Source organism: Martinezella sp. CNPSo 3795 (assembly GCF_057784475.1).
Window position 1 is genome coordinate 187490 of sequence record NZ_JBXSOQ010000012.1, and the last position, 20685, is coordinate 208174.

General features: G+C 60.2%; 22 protein-coding genes. 10 read left to right on the forward strand and 12 right to left on the reverse strand.

The window, feature by feature from the left end:
* Position 1: 1 nt before the first annotated feature.
* The 4 genes from rlmN to AC13QY_RS26835 form a co-directional block, all read right to left on the reverse strand.
* Positions 2 to 1237, reverse strand: a complete 1236-nt coding sequence (rlmN, locus tag AC13QY_RS26820) for a dual-specificity RNA methyltransferase RlmN (protein WP_488494261.1) — start codon at positions 1235 to 1237, stop codon at positions 2 to 4.
* Positions 1238 to 1523: 286 nt separating this feature from the next.
* Positions 1524 to 2072, reverse strand: a complete 549-nt coding sequence (locus AC13QY_RS26825; RefSeq protein ID WP_095432995.1) for an invasion associated locus B family protein — start codon at positions 2070 to 2072, stop codon at positions 1524 to 1526.
* Positions 2073 to 2404: 332 nt separating this feature from the next.
* On the reverse strand, positions 2405 to 2794 hold the full coding sequence (locus AC13QY_RS26830; RefSeq protein ID WP_488494262.1) for a YkvA family protein: 390 nt from the start codon (positions 2792 to 2794) through the stop codon (positions 2405 to 2407).
* Positions 2795 to 2860: 66 nt separating this feature from the next.
* The gene (locus AC13QY_RS26835; protein WP_113330731.1) at positions 2861 to 3166 is read right to left on the reverse strand and encodes a 4a-hydroxytetrahydrobiopterin dehydratase; all 306 of its coding nucleotides are present in this window, start codon (positions 3164 to 3166) and stop codon (positions 2861 to 2863) included.
* A gap of 137 nt (positions 3167 to 3303) precedes the next feature.
* Here AC13QY_RS26835 and AC13QY_RS26840 point away from each other — a divergent pair, with 137 nt between their 5' ends.
* Positions 3304 to 3786, forward strand: a complete 483-nt coding sequence (locus AC13QY_RS26840; RefSeq protein ID WP_488494263.1) for a low molecular weight protein-tyrosine-phosphatase — start codon at positions 3304 to 3306, stop codon at positions 3784 to 3786.
* Here the strand turns inward: AC13QY_RS26840 and thpR are convergent.
* Complete coding sequence (gene thpR, locus AC13QY_RS26845; RefSeq protein ID WP_069613347.1) at positions 3717 to 4313, reverse strand: RNA 2',3'-cyclic phosphodiesterase; 597 nt, start codon at positions 4311 to 4313, stop codon at positions 3717 to 3719. The genes AC13QY_RS26840 and thpR overlap by 70 nt on opposite strands.
* Positions 4314 to 4381: 68 nt before the next feature.
* Positions 4382 to 5032 (reverse strand): arylesterase, encoded by a 651-nt coding sequence (locus AC13QY_RS26850; protein ID WP_488494264.1) that lies wholly within the window; start codon positions 5030 to 5032, stop codon positions 4382 to 4384.
* A gap of 82 nt (positions 5033 to 5114) precedes the next feature.
* On the opposite strand from AC13QY_RS26850, the gene AC13QY_RS26855 reads away from it, so the two are divergent.
* The 4 genes from AC13QY_RS26855 to AC13QY_RS26870 all read left to right on the forward strand — a co-directional run bounded on the left by AC13QY_RS26855 (position 5115) and on the right by AC13QY_RS26870 (position 9980).
* The gene (locus tag AC13QY_RS26855; RefSeq protein ID WP_145636036.1) at positions 5115 to 5825 is read left to right on the forward strand and encodes an ABC transporter ATP-binding protein; all 711 of its coding nucleotides are present in this window, start codon (positions 5115 to 5117) and stop codon (positions 5823 to 5825) included.
* Entirely contained in the window at positions 5822 to 8368 is a 2547-nt protein-coding gene (locus AC13QY_RS26860; protein ID WP_488494265.1) for an ABC transporter permease, read from the forward strand. Before AC13QY_RS26855 ends, AC13QY_RS26860 begins: the two co-directional genes overlap by 4 nt.
* A gap of 195 nt (positions 8369 to 8563) precedes the next feature.
* Positions 8564 to 9304, forward strand: a complete 741-nt coding sequence (locus AC13QY_RS26865) for a Bax inhibitor-1/YccA family protein (protein ID WP_113330736.1) — start codon at positions 8564 to 8566, stop codon at positions 9302 to 9304.
* Positions 9305 to 9422: 118 nt separating this feature from the next.
* Positions 9423 to 9980, forward strand: a complete 558-nt coding sequence (locus AC13QY_RS26870; RefSeq protein ID WP_269244559.1) for a GNAT family N-acetyltransferase — start codon at positions 9423 to 9425, stop codon at positions 9978 to 9980.
* Positions 9981 to 10236: 256 nt separating this feature from the next.
* Here AC13QY_RS26870 and AC13QY_RS26875 read toward each other — a convergent pair whose 3' ends face one another.
* The 3 genes from AC13QY_RS26875 to acnA form a co-directional block, all read right to left on the reverse strand.
* A complete protein-coding gene (locus tag AC13QY_RS26875) occupies positions 10237 to 10638 on the reverse strand; it encodes a DUF2794 domain-containing protein (protein ID WP_113354346.1) in 402 nt (133 codons plus the stop codon).
* Between the two features lie 332 nt (positions 10639 to 10970).
* Positions 10971 to 11714 carry a DUF1223 domain-containing protein gene (locus AC13QY_RS26880; protein ID WP_113330739.1) on the reverse strand — a complete coding sequence of 248 codons (744 nt, stop codon included), beginning with the start codon at positions 11712 to 11714 and terminating at the stop codon, positions 10971 to 10973.
* 256 nt (positions 11715 to 11970) lie between these two features.
* A complete protein-coding gene (acnA, locus tag AC13QY_RS26885; protein WP_269244560.1) occupies positions 11971 to 14661 on the reverse strand; it encodes an aconitate hydratase AcnA in 2691 nt (896 codons plus the stop codon).
* 261 nt (positions 14662 to 14922) lie between these two features.
* Here acnA and ccmA point away from each other — a divergent pair, with 261 nt between their 5' ends.
* The 5 genes from ccmA (at position 14923) to AC13QY_RS26910 (ending at position 18104) form a co-directional block, all read left to right on the forward strand.
* Positions 14923 to 15570, forward strand: coding sequence for a heme ABC exporter ATP-binding protein CcmA (gene ccmA, locus AC13QY_RS26890; RefSeq protein WP_269244680.1), 648 nt, complete (start codon positions 14923 to 14925; stop codon positions 15568 to 15570).
* A 253-nt stretch (positions 15571 to 15823) separates the two neighbouring features.
* Positions 15824 to 16483 (forward strand): heme exporter protein CcmB, encoded by a 660-nt coding sequence (gene ccmB / locus AC13QY_RS26895; protein WP_269244561.1) that lies wholly within the window; start codon positions 15824 to 15826, stop codon positions 16481 to 16483.
* Positions 16484 to 16562: 79 nt separating this feature from the next.
* A complete protein-coding gene (locus tag AC13QY_RS26900) occupies positions 16563 to 17321 on the forward strand; it encodes a heme ABC transporter permease (protein WP_113330743.1) in 759 nt (252 codons plus the stop codon).
* A 1-nt stretch (position 17322) separates the two neighbouring features.
* A complete protein-coding gene (ccmD, locus tag AC13QY_RS26905) occupies positions 17323 to 17496 on the forward strand; it encodes a heme exporter protein CcmD (protein ID WP_113330744.1) in 174 nt (57 codons plus the stop codon).
* Complete coding sequence (locus AC13QY_RS26910) at positions 17493 to 18104, forward strand: DsbE family thiol:disulfide interchange protein (RefSeq protein WP_269244562.1); 612 nt, start codon at positions 17493 to 17495, stop codon at positions 18102 to 18104. Before ccmD ends, AC13QY_RS26910 begins: the two co-directional genes overlap by 4 nt.
* Positions 18105 to 18460: 356 nt before the next feature.
* Here AC13QY_RS26910 and AC13QY_RS26915 read toward each other — a convergent pair whose 3' ends face one another.
* The 3 genes from AC13QY_RS26915 to ftsY form a co-directional block, all read right to left on the reverse strand.
* Positions 18461 to 19051 (reverse strand): DUF2585 domain-containing protein, encoded by a 591-nt coding sequence (locus AC13QY_RS26915; RefSeq protein WP_112723486.1) that lies wholly within the window; start codon positions 19049 to 19051, stop codon positions 18461 to 18463.
* Positions 19048 to 19725, reverse strand: a complete 678-nt coding sequence (locus AC13QY_RS26920; protein WP_269244563.1) for a septation protein A — start codon at positions 19723 to 19725, stop codon at positions 19048 to 19050. The genes AC13QY_RS26915 and AC13QY_RS26920 overlap by 4 nt, the downstream gene beginning before the upstream one ends.
* A gap of 50 nt (positions 19726 to 19775) precedes the next feature.
* On the reverse strand, positions 19776 to 20685 hold a 910-nt coding region (ftsY, locus tag AC13QY_RS26925; protein WP_488494266.1), incomplete at its 5' end, for a signal recognition particle-docking protein FtsY.

Sequence of the window (20685 nt, forward strand, 5' to 3'; positions counted from 1 at the left end):
CTCAGTCCTCGCCGTGATTGGCGATCATCATGGCTTCGAAGGCCAATCGCTCCGTCTTGCGCATACGCTCGGATTCCGACTTCAGCTGACCGCAGGCGGCGAGAATATCGCGGCCCCGCGGCGTGCGGATCGGTGAGGCATAGCCGGCCGAATTGATGAAATCGGCAAATTTCTCAATCTGCTCCCAGTCCGAACACTGGTAGTTGGTGCCGGGCCAGGGATTGAACGGGATCAGGTTGATCTTGGCCGGAATGCCCTTCAGCAGCTGGATCAGACCCTTCGCGTCTTCGACGCTGTCGTTGACGCCCTTCAGCATCACATATTCGAAGGTGATGCGCCGTGCATTCGACAGGCCCGGATAGGCGCGGCAAGCGTCCATCAGTTCCTTCAGCGGATACTTCTTGTTGATCGGCACCAGCATGTCGCGCAGATCGTCGCGCACCGCATGCAGCGAGATCGCCAGCATGACGCCGATCTCTTCGCCGGTGCGATAGATTTCCGGCACGACGCCTGATGTGGAGAGCGTGATACGGCGCTTGGAGAGCGACAGGCCATCGCCGTCGGAGGCGATCAGCAGTGCCGTCTTGACGCTGTCGAAATTGTAGAGCGGCTCGCCCATGCCCATCATGACGATATTGCTGACCTTGCGACCTTCGGCGGGCATGATCGTCCCTTGCGGCGCTTCGCGGTCCGGGAAATCGCCGAGCCGGTCGCGCGCCAGGAGCAGCTGCGACAGGATCTCTTCCGCCGTCAGATTGCGCACCAGGCGCTGCGTACCGGTATGACAGAAGGAACAGGTGAGCGAACAGCCGACCTGGCTGGAAATGCAGAGCGTGCCGCGGCCCTCTTCCGGAATATAGACGGTTTCCACCTCGACCGGCCGGCCAGCGCCGCGCGGCGGGAAGCGCAGCAGCCATTTCCGGGTGCCGTCATTGGAAACCTGCTCCTCGACGATCTCGGGACGCGCGATGGTGAAATGCGCCTTCAGCATTTCGCGCATGTCCTTCGACACATTGGCCATGGCATCGAAATCGGAGACGCCGCGCACATAGATCCAGTTCCAGAGCTGGCTGACACGCATCTTGATCTGCTTGTCGGCAACGCCCTTTTCCTTGAGCGCCGCGCCCATCTCTTCGCGTGTCATGCCGATCAGCGACGGCTTCGGCGAAAGCTCGACGGGCTGCGATACCGGCATCGGCTTGAGCCTGGAGGGGGTTATGACATCGGTGGCGGACATAGGATCGTTCCAACGGTTCACATCGGCGATGCCGCAAAAGCTGACGCAAGCTGCGGATGCGGGCAAGGCACGGAAATCTGAAGATTCATACGGTGGCGGGGCAAGCTATCTGCCGCACACCTATCGTTGGCGCGGCCTTTAGCATTAATTTCCGCCCGCGTCATCCCTTTCCCTCAAAAGCAAGGGTTGGCCTTCAAAAACAAAGGCCGGTCGACTTGACCGGCCTTGCTCATTGCGGTCGCGGCAGCAGGAAGATCACATTTGCGTGATCCTTGGGCCCTCGATCTTATTTGCAGTTTTCGATCTGCTTCAGCGCAGCCGTCACACCCTTCAATGAATAGGTGTAGGAAGTGGCAGTACCCTTCTTCGAGGTCGCCGAAACCTTCAACGAGTGGCCGGATTTCAGCGCGGCGACCAGTGCCGGCTCCTGCGCGGCGTTCTCCACCCACGCGGCCTTGTCCTTGGTGAACATCACGAAGGTCTTGTTGTCGATGGTGACGTTGACCTTTGAGTTGTCCTTGAGGGGATAGCCCATCATCGCCTGCGGTTCATAAGAGATGTTCTGGCCCGGACGCTGCGACACGATGAAGAAATTGTCGCCATGGTCGATGCCCGTCGGCGGCGCCTTGGCCGTCGGCACGGAAAGAACGTAACATACCTTACCGCCGGCGGACTGGTAGGAATAGGCACCCCAGGCGTCGAACTGCTGAATGCGCGTCGGAGCCGCCGGCGCTGCTGGCGCCGCTGCCTGCGTCTGCTTCTTGGTCTGCGCGGACGCTATGCCGGTTCCGGCCAGAACGAGCGAGAGGGCGATTGCGAAGCTTTTTACAAACATGGTTTCCTGCCGATTTCTTGCGGTCCAGAGCTCATGGCGATTCGTTTGACGCACGCCTGTGCTCGTGAGCTGCCTTATTTTGACTTTATTCAGGTTACCAAACCGTCAACGGAGCGCTGCCGCCACCGGCTCCGTGCCATTTCAATCCAGTTATCGCGCAAAGCTTGAAACGCATCAGAAGGAATTGGAAAACCCGGATGATGAAGTACCACCCTGCAGCTTCGATTTAAGACAGAAAGATTCGGGCAAGAATTTGACCTCGCTAAAATCAGGGAGGTCTCATAAATCTCTGGAAACCCGAGAGGATTCAGATCGGCTCCGCAAAACAAGCATCAGGCGGTCTTCATAGGCTCGGGCTCGTTCTCCAGCGCGCGATCGGCGGCGTCGTAATGTTCCTGGCGGATATGGCCCCTGATCATGCTGAAGGCGAGCGTCAGCACTGCGACATCATCAGAAAAGCCGATGACGGCAAAGAAATCGGGAATAATATCGACGGGCATGACGAAATAGCCGAGCGCCGCCAGCAATATGCCGCGAACACGCGTCGGTGTCTGCGGGTCGAGTGCGCAATAGAAGGCGGCCACGACGTCGCGGGAAAAGGGAATATGGCGAGCCGCCTTCCGCAAGGTCGGCCAGAATTTTCTGCGCACCGATTTCTCCTGCTCTTTTTGGGTCTCTTCGTCACCAGGCATCAGGATTTCCCCGTACTTGATGTCATCCATTCCATTCACCTCAATCGAGGCCCGTCGGCCGGGCCGTGTAAACATATGGTGATCGCCTGCCGTGATTCAATCGATCCGGCGCGCGGCCGCCTTCTCCATCGCCTTCGCCAGCTTGACGTCATGATCGGTCAGGCCGCCGGCATCGTGTGTCGTCAGCTTCACCTCGACGCGGGAATAGACGTTGAACCATTCCGGATGGTGGTTGAATTTTTCCGCGGCAAGGGCGGCTTCCGTCATGAAGCCGAAGGCCTCGACGAAGTTGCGGAACTTGAAGGTCTTCGAAATCGAAAGGCCGTCATCCGCAAGCGCCCAACCTCCAAGCTCCGCAAGATTTTCATCGATTGCCGCGCGGTCCAGCTTGTCGTATTTCATGGCAAGTCACTCCTCTCTAAAGCAATTCCAGGAAAACTGCGTAGCGGTTTTTCCGTCCGGAATTGCGTAAAAGCAAAAGGATAGAGCGTTTTCGCATTTGGAAGAAAAGCGGAAAGCTCTGGCGGTTGAACGATAGCATGGATCGTCACAGGATACTTTTCGTCTGCGCCGGCAATATCTGCCGGTCGCCCCTCGCCGAAGGCATATTCAAGCATCTGGCAAGCAAGGCCGGCCGTGGCGGTGAATTCGACATCGATTCGGCCGGCACCGGCGGCTGGCATCAGGGAGAGCGCCCCGATCGCCGCTCGATCGCGGTTGCAGCTGGCCACGGAATCGATATCACAGACCAGCGCGCGCGGCGCATAGCGTCAGCCGATTTCGGCAAGTTCGATCTGATCCTGGCAATGGATCAAGACAATTTGAAGAACTTGCGTAAGGCGGCACCCGCCGAATCCCTTGGCAAGCTGCATCTCTTCAATGCCCTGGCGCTCGGAAGCAACAAGGACATCCCCGATCCCTACTATGGCGACCGCGAGGATTTCGAAGCCGTCTATACCATGCTTTTGGCAGGCTGCAGCGCGCTGTTACCCAAAGCCGGGAAAGTGCTGCGGGGCTCGTGAAGCGGGAATATCTCTTCAGTGAGATAGGGACCGCCGCCGACCGATTCGCGCGACGACAGAAGCACGAAGCGCCCGACCGTGAACGGTGCGGTGTAGAAATTGCCGCGGCCGGAGAGATAATGCACCACGTCGTCGACCCGCGAGGACTTCAGCCTGGCGAGCGTCACATGCGGCGTGAACTTGCGGGGGTCCGGCTGCAGGCCGATGCGCTGGCAGATGCGCTCGATCTCGCCTTGCAGCGCGAACATATCCGGTGTCTGCGAGACCCCGGCCCAAACCGAATGCGGTTTCTTGGAGCCGAAGGAACCGATGCCCTCCAGCCGAAGCTGGAATTCAGGCCGATCTATCCGGTCCAGACGGTCGACGATCTCATCCGCGGTGCGGCCATCGACATCGCCGATGAAGCGCAGAGTGATATGATAATTTTCAACGTCGATCCACCTGGCTCCCGGGAGACCACCGCGCAACAATGACAGGCTCATGGCCGCATTGCGCGGAATTTCGAGGGCGGTAAAAAGTCTCGGCATGACGAGCACTCCCCGAATCTCTTGCAGGTATAGGTAGGGAATCACGCATTTGCAGTCGGTGCAAGCATCTATTTCGCACCTGCGTCAATCGTCCCTACAAAACTGATAACAGCCGGCAACATTTGCTCGACCATCACATCGACCCCCTTGGAGTTCGGATGCATCCCGTCCGAAAGCTGCAGATCCGCATGCGTGGCGACGCCGTCGAGGAAGAAACGATAGAGCGCAAGCTGGTATTTGTCGGCCAGACGCTTGTAGATCGGGTTGAATTTAGTGGCGTAATCCGGCCCCATGTTCGGGGGCGCCAGCATGCCGACGAGAAAGATCGGGATATTTCTGCCCTTCAACCGCTCGATCATCGTCTCGAGATTCTTTTCCGTCTGCTCCGGCGGAATGCCGCGCAGCGCATCGTTGGCGCCGAGTTCCAGGATCACGCCATCCGTGCCGTCCGGCACCGACCAGTCGATACGCGAAAGGCCGCCGGAGGTCGTATCTCCCGAAACACCGGCATCGGCAACCGCCACATCCAAACCCTTGGCCTTCAGCGCCGCCTCAAGCTTGGCGGGAAAGCCGTCGCCCGGCGGCAGCTGATAGCCCGCCATAAGGCTATCGCCGAAGCCGACCAGCTGAATGGTGCGTGCATCGGCGGCATGAACTACGCCAAACAAAAGACCGAAAGTGATGACAGCGAAGTGAAGCGCAGCAACTTTAAAACCCATGATCCATTTCCTAAATTCGCTGCTCGGGCCAAGTCGCGCCCGCCATTGTCTCTGATGTTCTCTGATATATAGGGCGTTCGCATTGGCAAAAACCATCATCGAGCTGAAGAAGGCGGATTTGACGCTCGGCAATGCCGCCGCCTCCGTCCACGTGCTGAAGGGCATCGATCTCACCGTCATGGAGGGTGAGGCCGTCGGCATCGTCGGCCCCTCCGGCTCCGGCAAGTCCACGCTGCTGATGGTGCTGGCCGGCCTCGAAAAGCTCGACAGCGGCGAACTTCTGATCCGCGACACACCGCTGCATAGCCTCAGCGAAGATCGCATCGCCGATTTCCGCGGACGCAATATCGGCATCGTCTTTCAGTCTTTCCATCTCATCGCCAACATGACGGCGCTCGAAAACGTCGCGGTGCCGCTGGAGCTTGCCAACGTCCGCGATGCGTTCGATATCGCCCGTCGCGAACTGGAAGCCGTCGGCTTGGGCGAGAGGCTCAATCACTATCCCGGCCAACTTTCCGGCGGCGAGCAGCAGCGCGTCGCTATTGCCCGCGCGCTGGCGCCTTCGCCCGCCGTCCTCATCGCTGACGAACCGACAGGCAATCTCGACACCGATACCGGCCGGCAGATCGCCGATCTGCTCTTTGCCCAGCAGGCCGAACGCGGCACGACCATGTTGCTCGTCACCCATGATCCCGCCCTTGCCGCCCGTTGCTCGCGCCAGATCCGCGTCCGTTCCGGCGAGATCGAGAACGACAGCATGCGCACGCGCGCCAACCAGGCGGCGATGGCATGAGCGCGGCGGGACTGCGCCTGCCGCTTGCCTTCCGCCTTGCCATGCGCGAATTGCGCGGCGGCCTTGGCGGCTTCTACATCTTCCTCGCCTGCATCGCTCTCGGCACCGGTGCAATCGCCGCCGTCAATTCCGTTTCCCGCTCGATCACCGACGCGATCGCGACGCAGGGCCAGTCACTGCTGGCGGGCGACGCCCGTTTCGAACTGCGCAACCGCGAGGCAACTCCGGAGGAATTCGCCTATCTCCAAAGCTTAGGGAAAGTTTCCCGTTCCACCGGCTTGCGCTCCATGTCGCGCCTGCCCGATGGCTCGGACCAGGCACTCGTCGAAGTCAAGGCGGTTGACGATGCCTATCCGCTCTACGGCAGATTCGAGGCGGAACCGGACCAGCCGCTCGCAACGCTGCTTGCAGCCAAGGATGGCACCTATGGCGCTGTTGTCGCTCCCCTGCTGCTCGAACGCCTGAACCTCAAGATCGGCGACGCTCTGCTGCTTGGAAACACCAAGCTGCGCATTACCGGCACCGTTGAAAGCGAGCCAGATGCGGTATCTGAAGGCTTCGGCTTCGCGCCGCGCCTGCTCACGAGCCGCAATGCCCTGATTGCTTCCGGCCTGATCACGACAGGCAGCTTGGTCGAACAGGCATACCGAATCCGCATGGACAATCCCGCGGCCAGCATCCGCAATCTCACCGAGCGCGCCAATGCCGCCTTCCCTCAGGCCGGCTGGTCGATCCGCAGCAGCGATCGCGCAGCACCCCAGCTTGCCGACAACGTCACCCGCTTCTCGCAGTTCCTGACGCTCGTCGGCCTCGCAGCGCTCATCGTCGGCGGCGTCGGCGTTGCCAATGCCGTGCGCGCCTTCCTCGATTCCAAGCGCACGACCATCGCCACCTTCAAGTGCCTGGGCGCTCCGGCCTTCGTCGTTGTGCTGATCTACCTCATCCAGATTGCCGTGATTGCACTCGCCGGCATAGCAATTGGCCTCGTCCTCGGCGCTATCGCGCCGATAATCGCTTCGCAATTCATGGCGGAATTCCTGCCGATTTCGACCGCACCGAGGCTTTACCCCGGCGCATTGACGCTGGCTGCCCTTTTCGGCCTGCTGACGACGCTGGCCTTCGCCATTCCGCCGCTCGGCCATGCTCGCGAGGTGCCGGCAACGGCGCTGTTTCGCGAGCAGGGTTTCGAGGCGCGTCGCCTGCCCGGCTGGCCCTATCTGCTGGCTGCCGGGGTCCTAATGGCAGCACTTGCGGCCTTGGCGATCGTCACCGCCTATGATCGCTTCATCGCTATCGTCTTCGTCGTCTCGATCGCTGGCGCTTTCGTGGTGCTGCGGCTGGTGGCGGCCCTGCTCTCCTGGCTTGCCCGCCGCAGCCCGCGCGTGCGCTCGCCCGCGCTGCGCCTCGCGATCGGCAACATTCATCGGCCGGGCGCGCTCACCTCTTCCGTCGTGCTGTCGCTCGGCCTTGGGCTGGCGCTGCTCGTCACCCTGACGCTGATCGACGGCAATATGCGCCGCGAGCTGATGGGCCGCATGAGCGAACAGGCGCCGAACTTCTTCTTCGTCGATATTCAGGGGCCGGAACTGGAAGGCTTCCGCAAGATCGTCCTCGACATCGACCCCAAGGGCAAGCTTGTCGAGGCGCCGATGCTCCGCGGCCGGATCGTCGCCTTCAACGGCGAGGATGTCACCAAAATGAAAGTGCCGGCCGCAGGCCAATGGGTGCTGCGCGGTGACCGCGGCATCACCTATGCCGATACAGTGCCGGAAAACGCCTCGGTCACGGAAGGCAAATGGTGGGACAAGGATTATAGCGGCGAACCGCTGGTCTCCTTTTCCGAAGAGGAAGGCAAGGCGCTCGGCCTGAAGCTCGGCGACAAGGTCACCGTCAACGTGCTTGGCCGCAACGTCACCGCCAGGATCGCCAGCTTCCGCAAGGTTCAATGGCAATCGCTGTCGATCAATTTCGTGATGATCTTCTCGCCCAACACCTTCAGGGGCGCTCCGCACGCCTGGCTCGCGACCCTGACCGACACTTCCGCCACCTCGGAACAGGAAGCGGCGATCCTGAGGAAAGTCACCAATAGCTATCCGACCATCACAAGCGTCCGCGTCAAGGATGCGCTCGATGTCGTCAACACGCTCGTGGGACAGCTGGCGACGGCCATTCGTTCCGCCGCATCTGTCGCACTCATCGCCTCGGTGCTGGTGCTGGCCGGTGCACTCGCGGCCGGCAACCGCGCCCGCACGCATGACGCCGTCATCCTCAAGACGCTCGGCGCGACGCGGGCAACATTGATCCGTGCCTTCAGCTACGAATATCTAATCCTGGGCGCCGCAACCGCCATCTTCGCGCTGATCGCCGGCTCCGCATCCGCCTGGTACATCGTCAGCCGTATCATGCGGCTCCCTTCTGCCTTCCTGCCCGATGTCGCTTTCTCCACGCTGGTTATCGCGCTGATTTTGACGGTCGGTATAGGCTTGATCGGTACTTGGCGGATTCTCGGGCAGAAAGCAGCGCCTGTTCTGCGCGAGCTCTGATTCGTTACGGAGACGAACCGGAAACGGGCAAAACAGCTCGATATTACATTGATTTAACATGCGCCGGATCGCTTGACCCTTGTGTATGAGGCCCGAAAGCCTCATATTCTGTGCAGGCATGCTGAGCTCCGCAGCGGCGCCTGGGCCTTGAAAGACCCGACACCGTAATCAAATCGGAGCTTGAAAGAGGAAAACATGGCTGACTTTCGCAATTACCAAAACCGGGCGCAGAGCGGTGCGCAATCCGGTGCGATGATAGACGAGGGCCTTCGAGCCTACATGCTCAAGGTCTATAACCTGATGGCGCTGGGTCTGGCGATCACGGGTGTTGCCGCCTATCTCTCCTTCTCGCTCGCTTTCGCAAACGGACAGATCACGGCCTTCGGCCAGGCGATCTATCTGAGCCCGCTGAAGTGGGTGGTCATTCTCGCCCCGCTGGCGATGGTCTTCTTCCTGAGCTTCAGGATCAACCGCATGAGCGTGGCCGCCGCGACGACGACCTTCTGGGTCTACGCCGCGCTGGTGGGCCTGTCGCTGTCGTCGATCTTCATCATCTACACCGGCCAGAGCGTCGTGCAGACCTTCTTCGTGACCGCCGCCTCCTTCGGTGCGCTGTCGCTCTACGGCTACACGGCCAAGCGTGACCTGTCGGCGATGGGTTCGTTCCTGATGATGGGTCTCTTCGGCCTGATCATTGCGACGCTCGTCAACATCTTCCTGGCTTCGTCCGCGCTGCAGTTCGCCATCTCCGTGATCGGCGTCCTGATCTTCGCAGGCCTCACCGCCTACGATACGCAGCGGATCAAGGAAATGTACTACGAAGCCGACGACGTGACCGTGGCCGGCCGCAAGGCGATCATGGGCGCCCTGTCGCTCTACCTCGACTTCATCAACCTGTTCATGTTCCTGCTGCAGTTCCTCGGTAACCGCCGTTAATTGCAGCATGAAATGAGACACGAAAAGGCGGCTTCGGCCGCCTTTTTTATTTGCCTGGGCACAAGCGCTGCGATTTTATGGCAACCGTCGCAAATTCGCAGATCAGGCAATAGAAACAATGTCCGTCAGCCTCCGCAGTGCAACCCTAGACGACCTTCCCCACATCACCGCCATCTACAGAGATTCCGTTCTGAACGGCACGGCAAGCTATGAAATCACGCCGCCGAACCAGGAGGAAATGGCGGCCAGGTTCGAGGCAATTCGTGACAAGGGCTATCCCTATCTGGTCGCCGAAGACGATATCGGTGCGTTTCTCGGCTATGCCTATGCCTCCGCTTTCCGCACGCGGCCGGCCTATCGCTGGATGGTGGAGGATTCGATCTATCTGGCGCCCGAGGCGCGCGGGCGCGGCATCGGCAGACTGCTGCTCCATGCCCTGGTGGAAAACTGCCAGACGCTCGGCTTCCGCCAGATGATCGCCGTCATCGGCGGCGCCCACCCCGCCTCCATCGCCGTACATCGCGCGGCAGGCTTTGCCGAAGTGGGGCTGCTCAAGGGTACCGGCTACAAGCACGGCCGCTGGCTGGATACCATGCTAATGCAGAAGGCGTTGGGCGAGGGCGCGGAGAGCGATCCGGATCCATCGGTCTATCCTGGGACATTGTTTGGGGGGTAGTGTCGAGCTGCCTTTATGCCGAACCTCTGCTACCCCCCTCTGTCACTTCGTGACATCTCCCCCACAAGGTGGGAGATTGGCAACTTGTGGCACGCGTGCGCCTAAAGTGAAGATGGGGGTTGCAGAAACTGCAGGTTATTGGTTTGGAAAGATGTGCCGCAAACTCCCAACAATCTCCCCCCTTGTGGGGGAGATGTCACGAAGTGACAGAGGGGGGTGCCGCACTCGCCACAAGCACACAGCCAATGACGAGAAATTACTTCTCCACCAGCTTCAGCTGCTTGTCGAAAACCTTCAGCACTTGGTTCAGGTCATGACCGCGTTTCAGGATCATGCCGTTGGTATTGACGACTGAGAAGGCGCCCTGCTTGGCTGAAAGCTTCGGATTCTTTTCGATGCGGAAGAGCGGCATTTCGCCGGAGCGTTTGAAGACGGAGAAAACCGCCTTGTCCTTCAAATGGTCGATGGCGTAGTCGCGCCACTCGCCCTCACCGACCATGCGGCCATAGATCCAGAGAATTGCATCCAGCTCCCGGCGATGAAAGGTCACCGGCAGCGGGTCCTTGCTCTGTTTGTATTCTCTGAGATCAACGACGACGGATGAATTGGTATCGACGGAACGGCTTTCACCGTGTCTCAAATCCGGCTGATCAGTCATCAATCCCCCAAGGGCTATCTCATGACAGGAGAATGACAGTTTGCCTCAGCCGCATCAAATTGCAAGACGGCTGGCGACTCACAATTTCTTTCCCGGCTGTGAAAGCACCTCGTCAACGCCGCATTTCAGACAAAACGACGCCCAATTTACAGGAAGTATAGGCAGCCGTTTGGCGCCGCCGCGTCAAACGGCCCGGCCGGGGCGCATCGATTAAACCCCAGCCCCGAATGCGTCCTCGCCGGGCACCTCCCCTTTTTGGCGCCAGCCAAAATAGGGACCCCTTTTGGAATCAGTTCAAAATGGAAGACCTCCGGCAAAGCTGGAAAAATCGTTCAGCCGTCCGAGCCTACCGTCAGAACAGTCGCCCCGAGAATGGCAGCCGGATCGCCTGAAGATGTCGACGACTGCAGCAGAATCGCAAGGCCTCGCCGGCCAGCCTTATCCAGCACGGTGGACGGCAGCACGAGGCTCATGGCCTTGCCGTCCCACATGCCGACTGTTTCGACATCGGATACCGCGTGCATATAGGCAATCTGCTGGCCGTTGTTTTCGCCGCCTTTCGGCGCCACCATCTGCTCCTTGTCGAAATAGACGGCAACGACATTCGCCTTGCCCTGCCCAGCGCCGATCTTGATCTCGAGCTCGTCACCCTTCATGGCAGCACTGACCGGAACCGTCAACCCCTCGCCAAGGCGCTGAAAATCATCAAGTTTGACGTTAATGGCATCGAGATCGGCACCGTTCATGTGATCTCTGCCATTGACGATCGCTTGCGGCGTATAGACGCCGCTGCGCCCCATCGTACGGGCATAGGCATATTGGCGCGCCGTATTGTCCTTGGATGCCATCGTGTCGTTCCAGCCGAGATAGTTCCAATAATCGACGTGATAGGCGAGCGCCACGACATTGCCCTGGCGGATCAGCTTACGGAAGGCAGCATCGGCGGGAGGACAGGAAGCGCAACCCTGCGAGGTGAAGAGTTCGACGACGCCCTTGATCTTCGGAGCCTCCTGCGCATGCAGCGAACTTGCGAGCCCAATGCCTGCCAGAAGTGGAGCCAAAAATCGAAGGCGCATTCTATCTTACCTCTGCATCCAATCTCGAGCGCCGTCTGCCTACACGGGCTCTGCAAAACTCGCGCTTCTTGGGGCGACCAGGCCACATCAAGCCCGAAAAATCTGAAACAAGAGATAATAGTTTAACGCGATGACGCAAAATCACGATGGGGTGAGGCCGGAGTGAGCAGAAGTCTCGCAGTACACATCACCGTGAAAAACAAGAGGCCGCCGGAAGAGTTTTCCGGCGGCCTCCCATAACAGCGTTTAATACCTATCAGGCGGCGAGATCGCGCAGAACGGTCTGCAGGATGCCGCCATTGTTGACGTAGATGACCTCGTCCAGCGTATCGATGCGGCAGAGGATCGGAACATCCTTCACCGACCCGTCGCCATAGGTGATCTTGGCGATCTTGCGCTCGCGCGGCTTGATGTTCTCCAGGCCTTCGATCGTCACGAGTTCGTCGCCCTTCAGGCCGAGGCTTGCCCAGGTGGTGCCTTCCTCGAAGACGAAGGGGATGACACCCATTCCCACAAGATTCGAGCGGTGGATGCGCTCGAAGGACTGGGCGATGACGGCGCGCACGCCGAGCAGGTTCGTGCCCTTGGCAGCCCAGTCGCGCGAGGAGCCGTTGCCGTATTCGACGCCTGCGAAGATGACGAGCGGAACGCCCTCGGCCTTGTACTGCATGGCCGCATCGTAGATCGACGTCTCTTCCTTGGACGGATAATGGATGGTGTAGCCACCTTCCTTGCCGTTCGGGCCGAGCATGTGGTTGCGGATGCGGATGTTGGCAAACGTGCCGCGCATCATGACTTCATGGTTGCCGCGGCGCGTGCCGTACTGGTTGAAGTCGGCAATGCCGACGCCATGGTCGATAAGGTAGGAGCCGGCCGGCGAGGCAGCCTTGATCGAGCCGGCCGGAGAAATATGGTCGGTGGTGATCTTGTCGCCGAAGAGGCCAAGAACGCGCGCGCCCTTGATGTCGGAAACGCCGGCGCCCTTCTTGCCCATGCCCACGAAGTAGGGCGGGTTCTGCACATAGGTCGAGTTGTCGTCCCACGCATAGGTCTGGCCCGGAGGAACCTGCACGGCCTGCCAGTTGGCGTCGCCCTTGAAGACGTCGGCATACTTGGTTTCATAAAGCTCGCGGGTGACGTACTTTTGGATGAACTCCTGAACCTCGTGCGAGGTCGGCCAGATGTCCTTCAGATAGACCGGCTTGCCGTTCTGGTCTTCGCCGATCGGCTCCTTCGTCAGGTCGAGCTGCACCGAGCCGGCGAGCGCGTAGGCGACGACGAGCGGCGGCGAAGCGAGATAGTTCGCCTGGACGTCGGGCGAGATGCGGCCTTCGAAGTTGCGGTTACCGGAGAGGACGCCGGCAACGATCAGGCCCTTGTCGTTGATCGTCTTCGAGATCGGCGCCGGCAGCGGGCCGGAATTGCCGATGCAGGTGGTGCAGCCGAAGCCGACCAGGTTGAAGCCGAGCTTGTCGAGATCGGCCTGCAGGCCGGACTTGGCAAGATATTCGCCGACGACCTGAGATCCCGGCGCCAGCGAGGTCTTGACCCACGGCTTGCTCTTCAGGCCCTTGGCAACGGCGTTGCGGGCCAGAAGGCCGGCAGCGATCAGCACCGACGGGTTGGAGGTGTTGGTGCAGGAGGTGATGGCGGCAATGGCGACGTCGCCATGGCCGATATCGAAATCCGTGCCTTCGACCGCATAGCGGTTGGAAAGCTGGCCGGGCTTCTTGTATTCGGTTTCCAGCGAGGTCGCGAAGCCGGAAGCGATGTTTTCCAGCGCGATGCGGCCTTCGGGACGCTTCGGACCGGCCATCGACGGCACGACGTCGCCGAGGTCGAGTTCCAGCGTGTCGGTGAAGACGAGGTCGGAACCGTCATTGTCGCGCCACATGCCCTGAGCCTTGGAATAGGCTTCGACGAGCGCGATGCGGTCCTTGGTGCGGCCGGACATGTTGAGATAGTGCAGCGTTTCCTTGTCGACCGGGAAGAAGCCGCAGGTCGCACCATATTCCGGACCCATGTTGCCGATGGTGGCGCGGTCGGCGAGCGGCATGTTGTCGAGGCCGGGGCCGAAGAATTCGACGAATTTGGAAACGACGCCCTTCTTACGCAGCATCTGCACGACGGTCAGAACGAGATCGGTCGCGGTAACGCCTTCCTTGAGCTTGCCGGTGAGCTTGAAGCCGATGACTTCAGGCAGCAGCATGGAGACCGGCTGACCGAGCATGGCGGCTTCAGCCTCGATGCCGCCGACACCCCAGCCGAGAACGCCAAGGCCGTTGATCATCGTCGTGTGCGAATCGGTGCCGACGCAGGTGTCGGGATAGGCGATGGTTTCGCCGTCTTCTTCCTTCGTCCAGACAGTCTGGCCGAGGTATTCGAGGTTCACCTGGTGACAGATGCCGGTGCCGGGAGGAACGACGCGGAAGTTCTTGAATGCCTGCTGGCCCCACTTCAGGAAGCGGTAGCGCTCGCCATTGCGCTGGTATTCCAGCTCGACGTTCTTGGCGAAAGCCTGCGGTGTGCCGAATTCGTCGACGATGACCGAGTGGTCGATGACGAGGTCGACGGGAACGAGCGGGTTGATCTTTTCCGGATCGCCACCGAGCGAAACCATCGCGTCGCGCATGGCAGCAAGGTCGACAACGGCCGGAACGCCGGTGAAGTCCTGCATCAGCACGCGCGCCGGGCGATAGGCGATTTCGTTCTCGACGGTGCCCTTGTTGGTCAGCCATTCGGCGACGGCAAGGATATGTTCCTTGGTGACCGACTGCCCGTCTTCAAAACGCAGCAGGTTTTCCAGAAGCACCTTCATGGAATAAGGCAGCTTGGAAACGCCGGGAAGACCATTGGCTTCAGCCTTGGGAAGGCTGAAATACACATAGTCTTTCCCGCCCACGGTCAGCGTGGAACGACAATTAAAACTGTCAAGAGATTTAGACACGAGATACCCCGTTTCTGATAGCCAACACAGTCGTGCGAACGCCTATGCACTTTATGCACATCAGGATGCGGGTACGGCCATTTCCGCTGTCCGCACGTAAGGGAAAACCTTAAGTTCGGCGCAAGGATGGAATTCACGCCGACCGCTGGCGTGGTTGCAGGTCTTATAGATAATTTCGTAAAGAGTTGCCAGAGTGACAAAGCGCAAATTTGGACAATTTTTTGCGCGCTGCAGCAACGAAAACGGGGAAAGCCGGAGCGAATGCATCTAAGCGCTGAAAATCTGGCGGCGAGGCGGGGCGAAGACCTGATTTTCTCGAACGTTTCCTTTGACTTGGATGGTGGCGACGCCCTCATCCTGACCGGCCGCAACGGCTCGGGAAAATCGACGCTTCTGCGCGTTGTGGCGGGCCTTCTCAGACAGGAGAAAGGCAGCGTCACATTCACCGGAAATGGCGGCGAACCGGGACGCCCCGCGGGCGAGGCCAGCCACTATCTTGGTCACCGCAACGCGATGAAATCCGAGCTGACGGTCGCCGAAAATCTGACCTTCTGGAAAACCTTTTTCGGCGACATGGCTGATGGCTTTAGCCTCGATGTCGATGAGGCCGCCGACGCCGTCGGGCTCGCCAGCATCACACATCTGCCCTTCGGCTACCTTTCGGCCGGCCAGCAGCGGCGAATCGCTTTTGCCAAACTTCTGGTCGCCTACCGCCCGATCTGGATCCTCGACGAACCGACGGCAGCTCTCGACAGCTCGGCCGATCAGCTCTTCGCCGGTCTCATCACCGCCCATCAGAAGACCGGCGGCATCGTTCTTGCTGCAACGCACCAGCCACTGGGTCTGGAGAATGTGCAGGAAATGCGGATGACGGGGTTTGCCGGGGTGAGTGAGGGGGTGTGGGGATGAAATCGATAGCACCGAACTTGCCGAGCCTTCATTACCCCCCTCTGTCACTTCGTGACATCTCCCCCACAAGGGGGGAGATTGGCGGGAGTTTGCTGCGTCTGCTCATAAAGCCAACGAGCTCAGCTTCTCCATCTGCGGATTCGATCTCAGAAGAGGGCATGCACGCGCCACAAGTTACCAATCTCCCCCCTTGTGGGGGAGATGTCGCGAGAGCGACAGAGGGGGGTATCTTTCAGCACGGCAGGATTTCCCCATGACCGCCCTCTTCCTCCGCGACCTCAGACTTTCGGTGCGCGCTGGCGGCGGGGCGTTGATCGGCATCCTCTTCTTCCTCACCGTCGTCGCCGTCATCCCTTTCGGCGTCGGGCCTGACCTCAAGCTCCTCTCGCGCATCGGCCCGGCCATCGTCTGGATCGGCGCGCTGCTGGCGAGCCTCCTCGGCCTTGATCGGCTGTTCCAGGCCGAGCGTGACGACGGCTCGCTCGATCTGCTCGTCATGCAGGAAACGCCGCTGGTACTGACGGTCTTCATCAAATGCACAGCGCATTGGGTGGCGACAGGCCTGCCGCTCGTCATTGCCTCGCCGCTGCTCGGCCTCTTTATGAATATGAACGAGACGGCAATCGGGGCGACGGCGCTGACGCTGCTCGTCGGCTCGACGGCGATCACCTTCATCGGCGCGGTCGGTGCTGCGGTCGCCGTGGCCTTGCCGCGCGGCGGGCTACTGGTCTCCATTCTGGTGTTGCCGCTCACCATTCCGGTGCTAATCTTCGGCGTCAGCGCCACCTATGCCGCCGTCGAAGGGCCGCAGCCGTTCCTGCCGCCCTTCCTGATCCTGATCGCGCTCACCTTGTTCTTCGCCGTCCTCGGCCCGGCCGCTGCTGCTCTTGCCCTGCGGAACACGACTGATTGATCGCAATAAGATACTGTTTCGTCCATCCGGGACAATGCGGTCGATTGCCGGAAATGCCATATCGGGTTAAACAAGCCGCATGAGCGATATCACTGCGATCAGCCGATTTTCCGACCTTGCCAATCCCACGCGGTTCCTGGCTTTCTCGGCGCGTCTCATTCCCTGGCTAGCGGCCATCTCGGCCGTGCTCTTCGCGATCGGCCTCTATCTGTCCTTTACGACCGAAGGCGATTATCAGCAGGGCGATACGGTCCGCATCATGTATATTCACGTTCCGGCCGCCTGGCTGTCGATGATGTGCTATACGATCATGAGCATGTCGGCGATCGGCACGCTGGTCTGGCGCCATCCGCTCGCCGATGTCGCCGGCAAGACGGCGGCACCGCTCGGCGCCGCCTTCACGCTGATCGCGCTGGTCACCGGTTCGCTCTGGGGCAAGCCGATGTGGGGCACCTATTGGGTCTGGGATGCACGCCTGACCTCGGTCTTCATCCTCTTCCTGATGTATCTCGGCCTGATCGCGCTGAACCGCGCCATGGACGATCCATCAAAAGCTGCCCGCGTCGCCTCGATCCTGACACTGGTCGGCTTCATCAATATTCCGATCATCAAATTCTCCGTGGACTGGTGGAACACGCTGCATCAGTCGGAAAGCATCATGCGCATGGATGGCCCGGCCATCGCCGCGGAATTCCTCTGGCCGCTCTTCACCATGGCGCTCGCCTTCACGCTGCTGTTCTTCACGCTGCACCTGATGGCGATCCGCAACGAGATCTGGCGGCGCCGCATCGCCACCCAGCGCCGTATAGCCGCGCGCCTGGCGAGCCGGGAGGATTAGAATGTCCCATCCCTTTTACGTCTTTGGCTCCTATGGCTTTGCCGCCTTCATGATCCTCGCCATCATTGCGTGGATATGGATCGATGGACGCCTACGACGTCGCGAGCTCGCCGCATTGGAGGCCTCCGGCATCCGCCGCCGCTCGCAACGCGCGGCCGAAAGCGAGACGAAATGACCACGGATGCCGATAACAAGGATCAGCCGAAATCGAGCGGCACCGCGCGCTATCTGCTGGCGCTGATCCCGCTGATCGTCTTTGCCTGCATCGCCTTCGCCGTCGGCAAGGTCATGTACGATCAGGAAGTGCACGGCACTGATATATCGGCCATTCCCTCGGCCCTGATCGGCACCAAGGCGCCGAAGCTCGCGCTCCCACCTCTCGAAGGCTCCAACCTACCGGCGCTCACCGACGACGCCATCAAGGGCAAGCTGACGCTCGTCAACGTCTTCGCCTCATGGTGCGTCCCCTGCCGCGACGAGCATCCGGTGCTGAAGGAGCTCGCCAAGGGCGGTCAGCTCAACATCGTGGCGATCAATTATAAGGATACGAGCGAGAACGCCCTTCGCTTCCTCGGCGAACTCGGCAACCCTTATAACGCCATCGGCATCGACCCGAACGGCTCCGCCGCCATCGACTGGGGCGTCTACGGCATCCCGGAATCCTATCTCGTCTCGCCCGACGGCACGATCCTCTACAAGCAGGTCGGTCCGTTTACGCCGACAAGTTTGAAGGAAGGGCTCTATCCGGCGATAGCGAAGGCGCAGGGGAAACCGGCGTCTTAAACGTCTAGCGGCTTCACCGCCCGCCCTCGTGGTTCGCCCCCTTCGACAAGCTCAGGGTGCTTCCGCACCTCACCATGAGGGCTAATCTCCCTGGTTATCCAGAGATCACCCAGATCACAGGGCGGCTAGAGCGTTTCCGCTTTTCTTCGAATCGCGAAAAACGCTCTATCTTCTTGTTTTGAAGCGCATTCCGGACGGAAAACCGCTTCGCACTTTTCCTGGAAATGCTCCAGGCTGGCGGCCAATCGCCGCGAGAACCACTCCACCTCATGGTGAGGTGCCCTATCGCCGAAGCATAGCGCAAGCAATAGGGCCTCGAACCACGAGGTGGCCACAGGACCAGCTTTAAAACTCTCTTAAATCCCGCCCTGCCAGGTCTTCACCGCCTCAACCGGCCAGACCAGCATCAGTACGTTGAGCGTCAGATTATCGCGGATCAAATATCCGGTGAGCAGCTCAAAGAAGATGGCGATGGCGACCGTCACCAGCACCGGTGCGCGCCAGGCAAACAGGAAGCCGACGACCATGAACACGGCATCCATCGAGGAATTGAGGATGCTGTCGCCGACATAGTCGAGCGAGATCGTTGCGGCGCGGTAGCGGTTGATGATGATCGGGGAATTTTCCAGGATTTCCCAGCCGGATTCGATCAGCATGGCAACGAAGAGCCGCATCGACAGCGGCTTGCCGCGCATGATCAGATGCGTGAGACCGAAGAAGAGGAAACCGTGGATGATGTGCGACGGCGTATACCAGTCGGCGATGTGCTGCGAATTGCCGCTGGATTTCACCACCGGCTCGAAAAGCTTCACGTAGCCGCAGGTGCAGATCGGCACACGGCCCATCATGTATTCGGTGACGATCTGCACGAGCAAAACGACAGCGCAGGCGATGAACCAGAAGCTCTGTTGCCGATAGCGGCTTTGGGCGTCGATGGCTTGGCTCATTTACCGTTTTCCACCGGCGGCTCGACCGTGTGCTTCATGATCAGCGGCATCTGTGACAGCGTGAAGAGGATGGTGATCGGCATCGTCCCCCAGACCTTGAAGTTCACCCAGAGATTATCCGCCGCCTTGGTGTCCGGAAGATAAAGCCAGTTCGAGCCGCGCCAGACGACTTCGTTGAGCACGGCGAGAACGAAGAAGAATATACCCCAGCGCAGCGTCAACTTGCGCCAGCCCTCGGCATCGAGCTGGAAGGCGGCATTGAAGACATAGCCGAGCAGCGACTTACCGAAAGCAAGTCCGCCGAGCAGCACAATGCCGAACAGCGCATTGACGATGGTCGGCTTCATCTTGATGAAGGTTTCGTTCTGAAGATAGATGCCGAGCGCGCCGAAAATCAGCACCACGATGCCGGAGACGAAGGGCATCAGCGGCAGATGGCCGAGCATGACCTTCGAAACGATGAGCGAGATCACCGTCGCTGCCATGAACAGGCCGGTGGCGACGAAGAGCGGGCCGCCGAGCGCCGCCAGCTGCGGAAAATGCTGCGCCAGCCACTCGCCGCGCAGATTGCCGAAGAAGAACACCAGCAAAGGCCCGAGCTCCAGCACCAGCTTCAGCATCGGATGATGCCTGTCGGCAGCACTTGGGGTGAGATCGCTGTCGCTGGTGGTCATTGCGGCACTTTCCCTGTCATCAAACTTATCATCGAATTTGTTCTTGTCATTCATTGGCTGTTTACAGCCCCCGTACCGGCGATGGCATGAGCAAAATCCTCGGCTTCGAACGGCTCGAGATCGTCTACACCTTCGCCGACGCCGATGAAATAGACCGGCAACTTGTGCTTGGCCGAGATGGCGACAAGGATGCCGCCGCGCGCCGTGCCGTCGAGCTTGGTCATGATTAGCCCGTTCACACCGGCAACATTGCGGAAGATTTCCACCTGGTTCAAGGCGTTCTGGCCGGTCGTCGCATCCAGCGTCTGCAAAACCGTATGCGGTGCATCCGGATCGAGCTTGCCGAGGACGCGCACGATCTTTTCGAGCTCGGCCATCAGCTCCGCCTTGTTCTGCAGGCGGCCGGCGGTATCGATGATCAGCACGTCGCTCTTGTTGGCCTTAGCCTGCTGGAAGGCATCGAAGGCGAGGCCGGCAGCGTCTGCGCCGAGCTTGGTGCCGATGAAGTCCGATTTCGTGCGCTCAGCCCAGATCTTCAATTGCTCGATCGCAGCGGCGCGGAAGGTATCGCCGGCGGCCAGCGTGACCTTCAGTCCCGCGCCGGAGAGCTTCGCCGCCAATTTGCCGATCGTCGTCGTCTTGCCGGTGCCGTTGACGCCGACGACGAGGATCACATGTGGCTTGTGGCTGAGATCGAGCTGCAACGGCTTGGCAACCGGCTTCAGCACCTTGGCGATTTCCTGCGCCATGATGCGACCGACATCTTCGCCCGTCACATCCTTGCCGTAGCGTTCGGAGGCCAGCGTATCCGTGACACGCATCGCCGTTTCGACGCCGAGATCGGCCTGGATCAACAGATCCTCCAGATCCTGCAGCGTCTGATCGTCGAGCTTGCGCTTGGTAAAGAGAGCCGCGATCTGGCCGGTCAGCTGCGACGAGGTGCGCGCAAGCCCGGCGCGC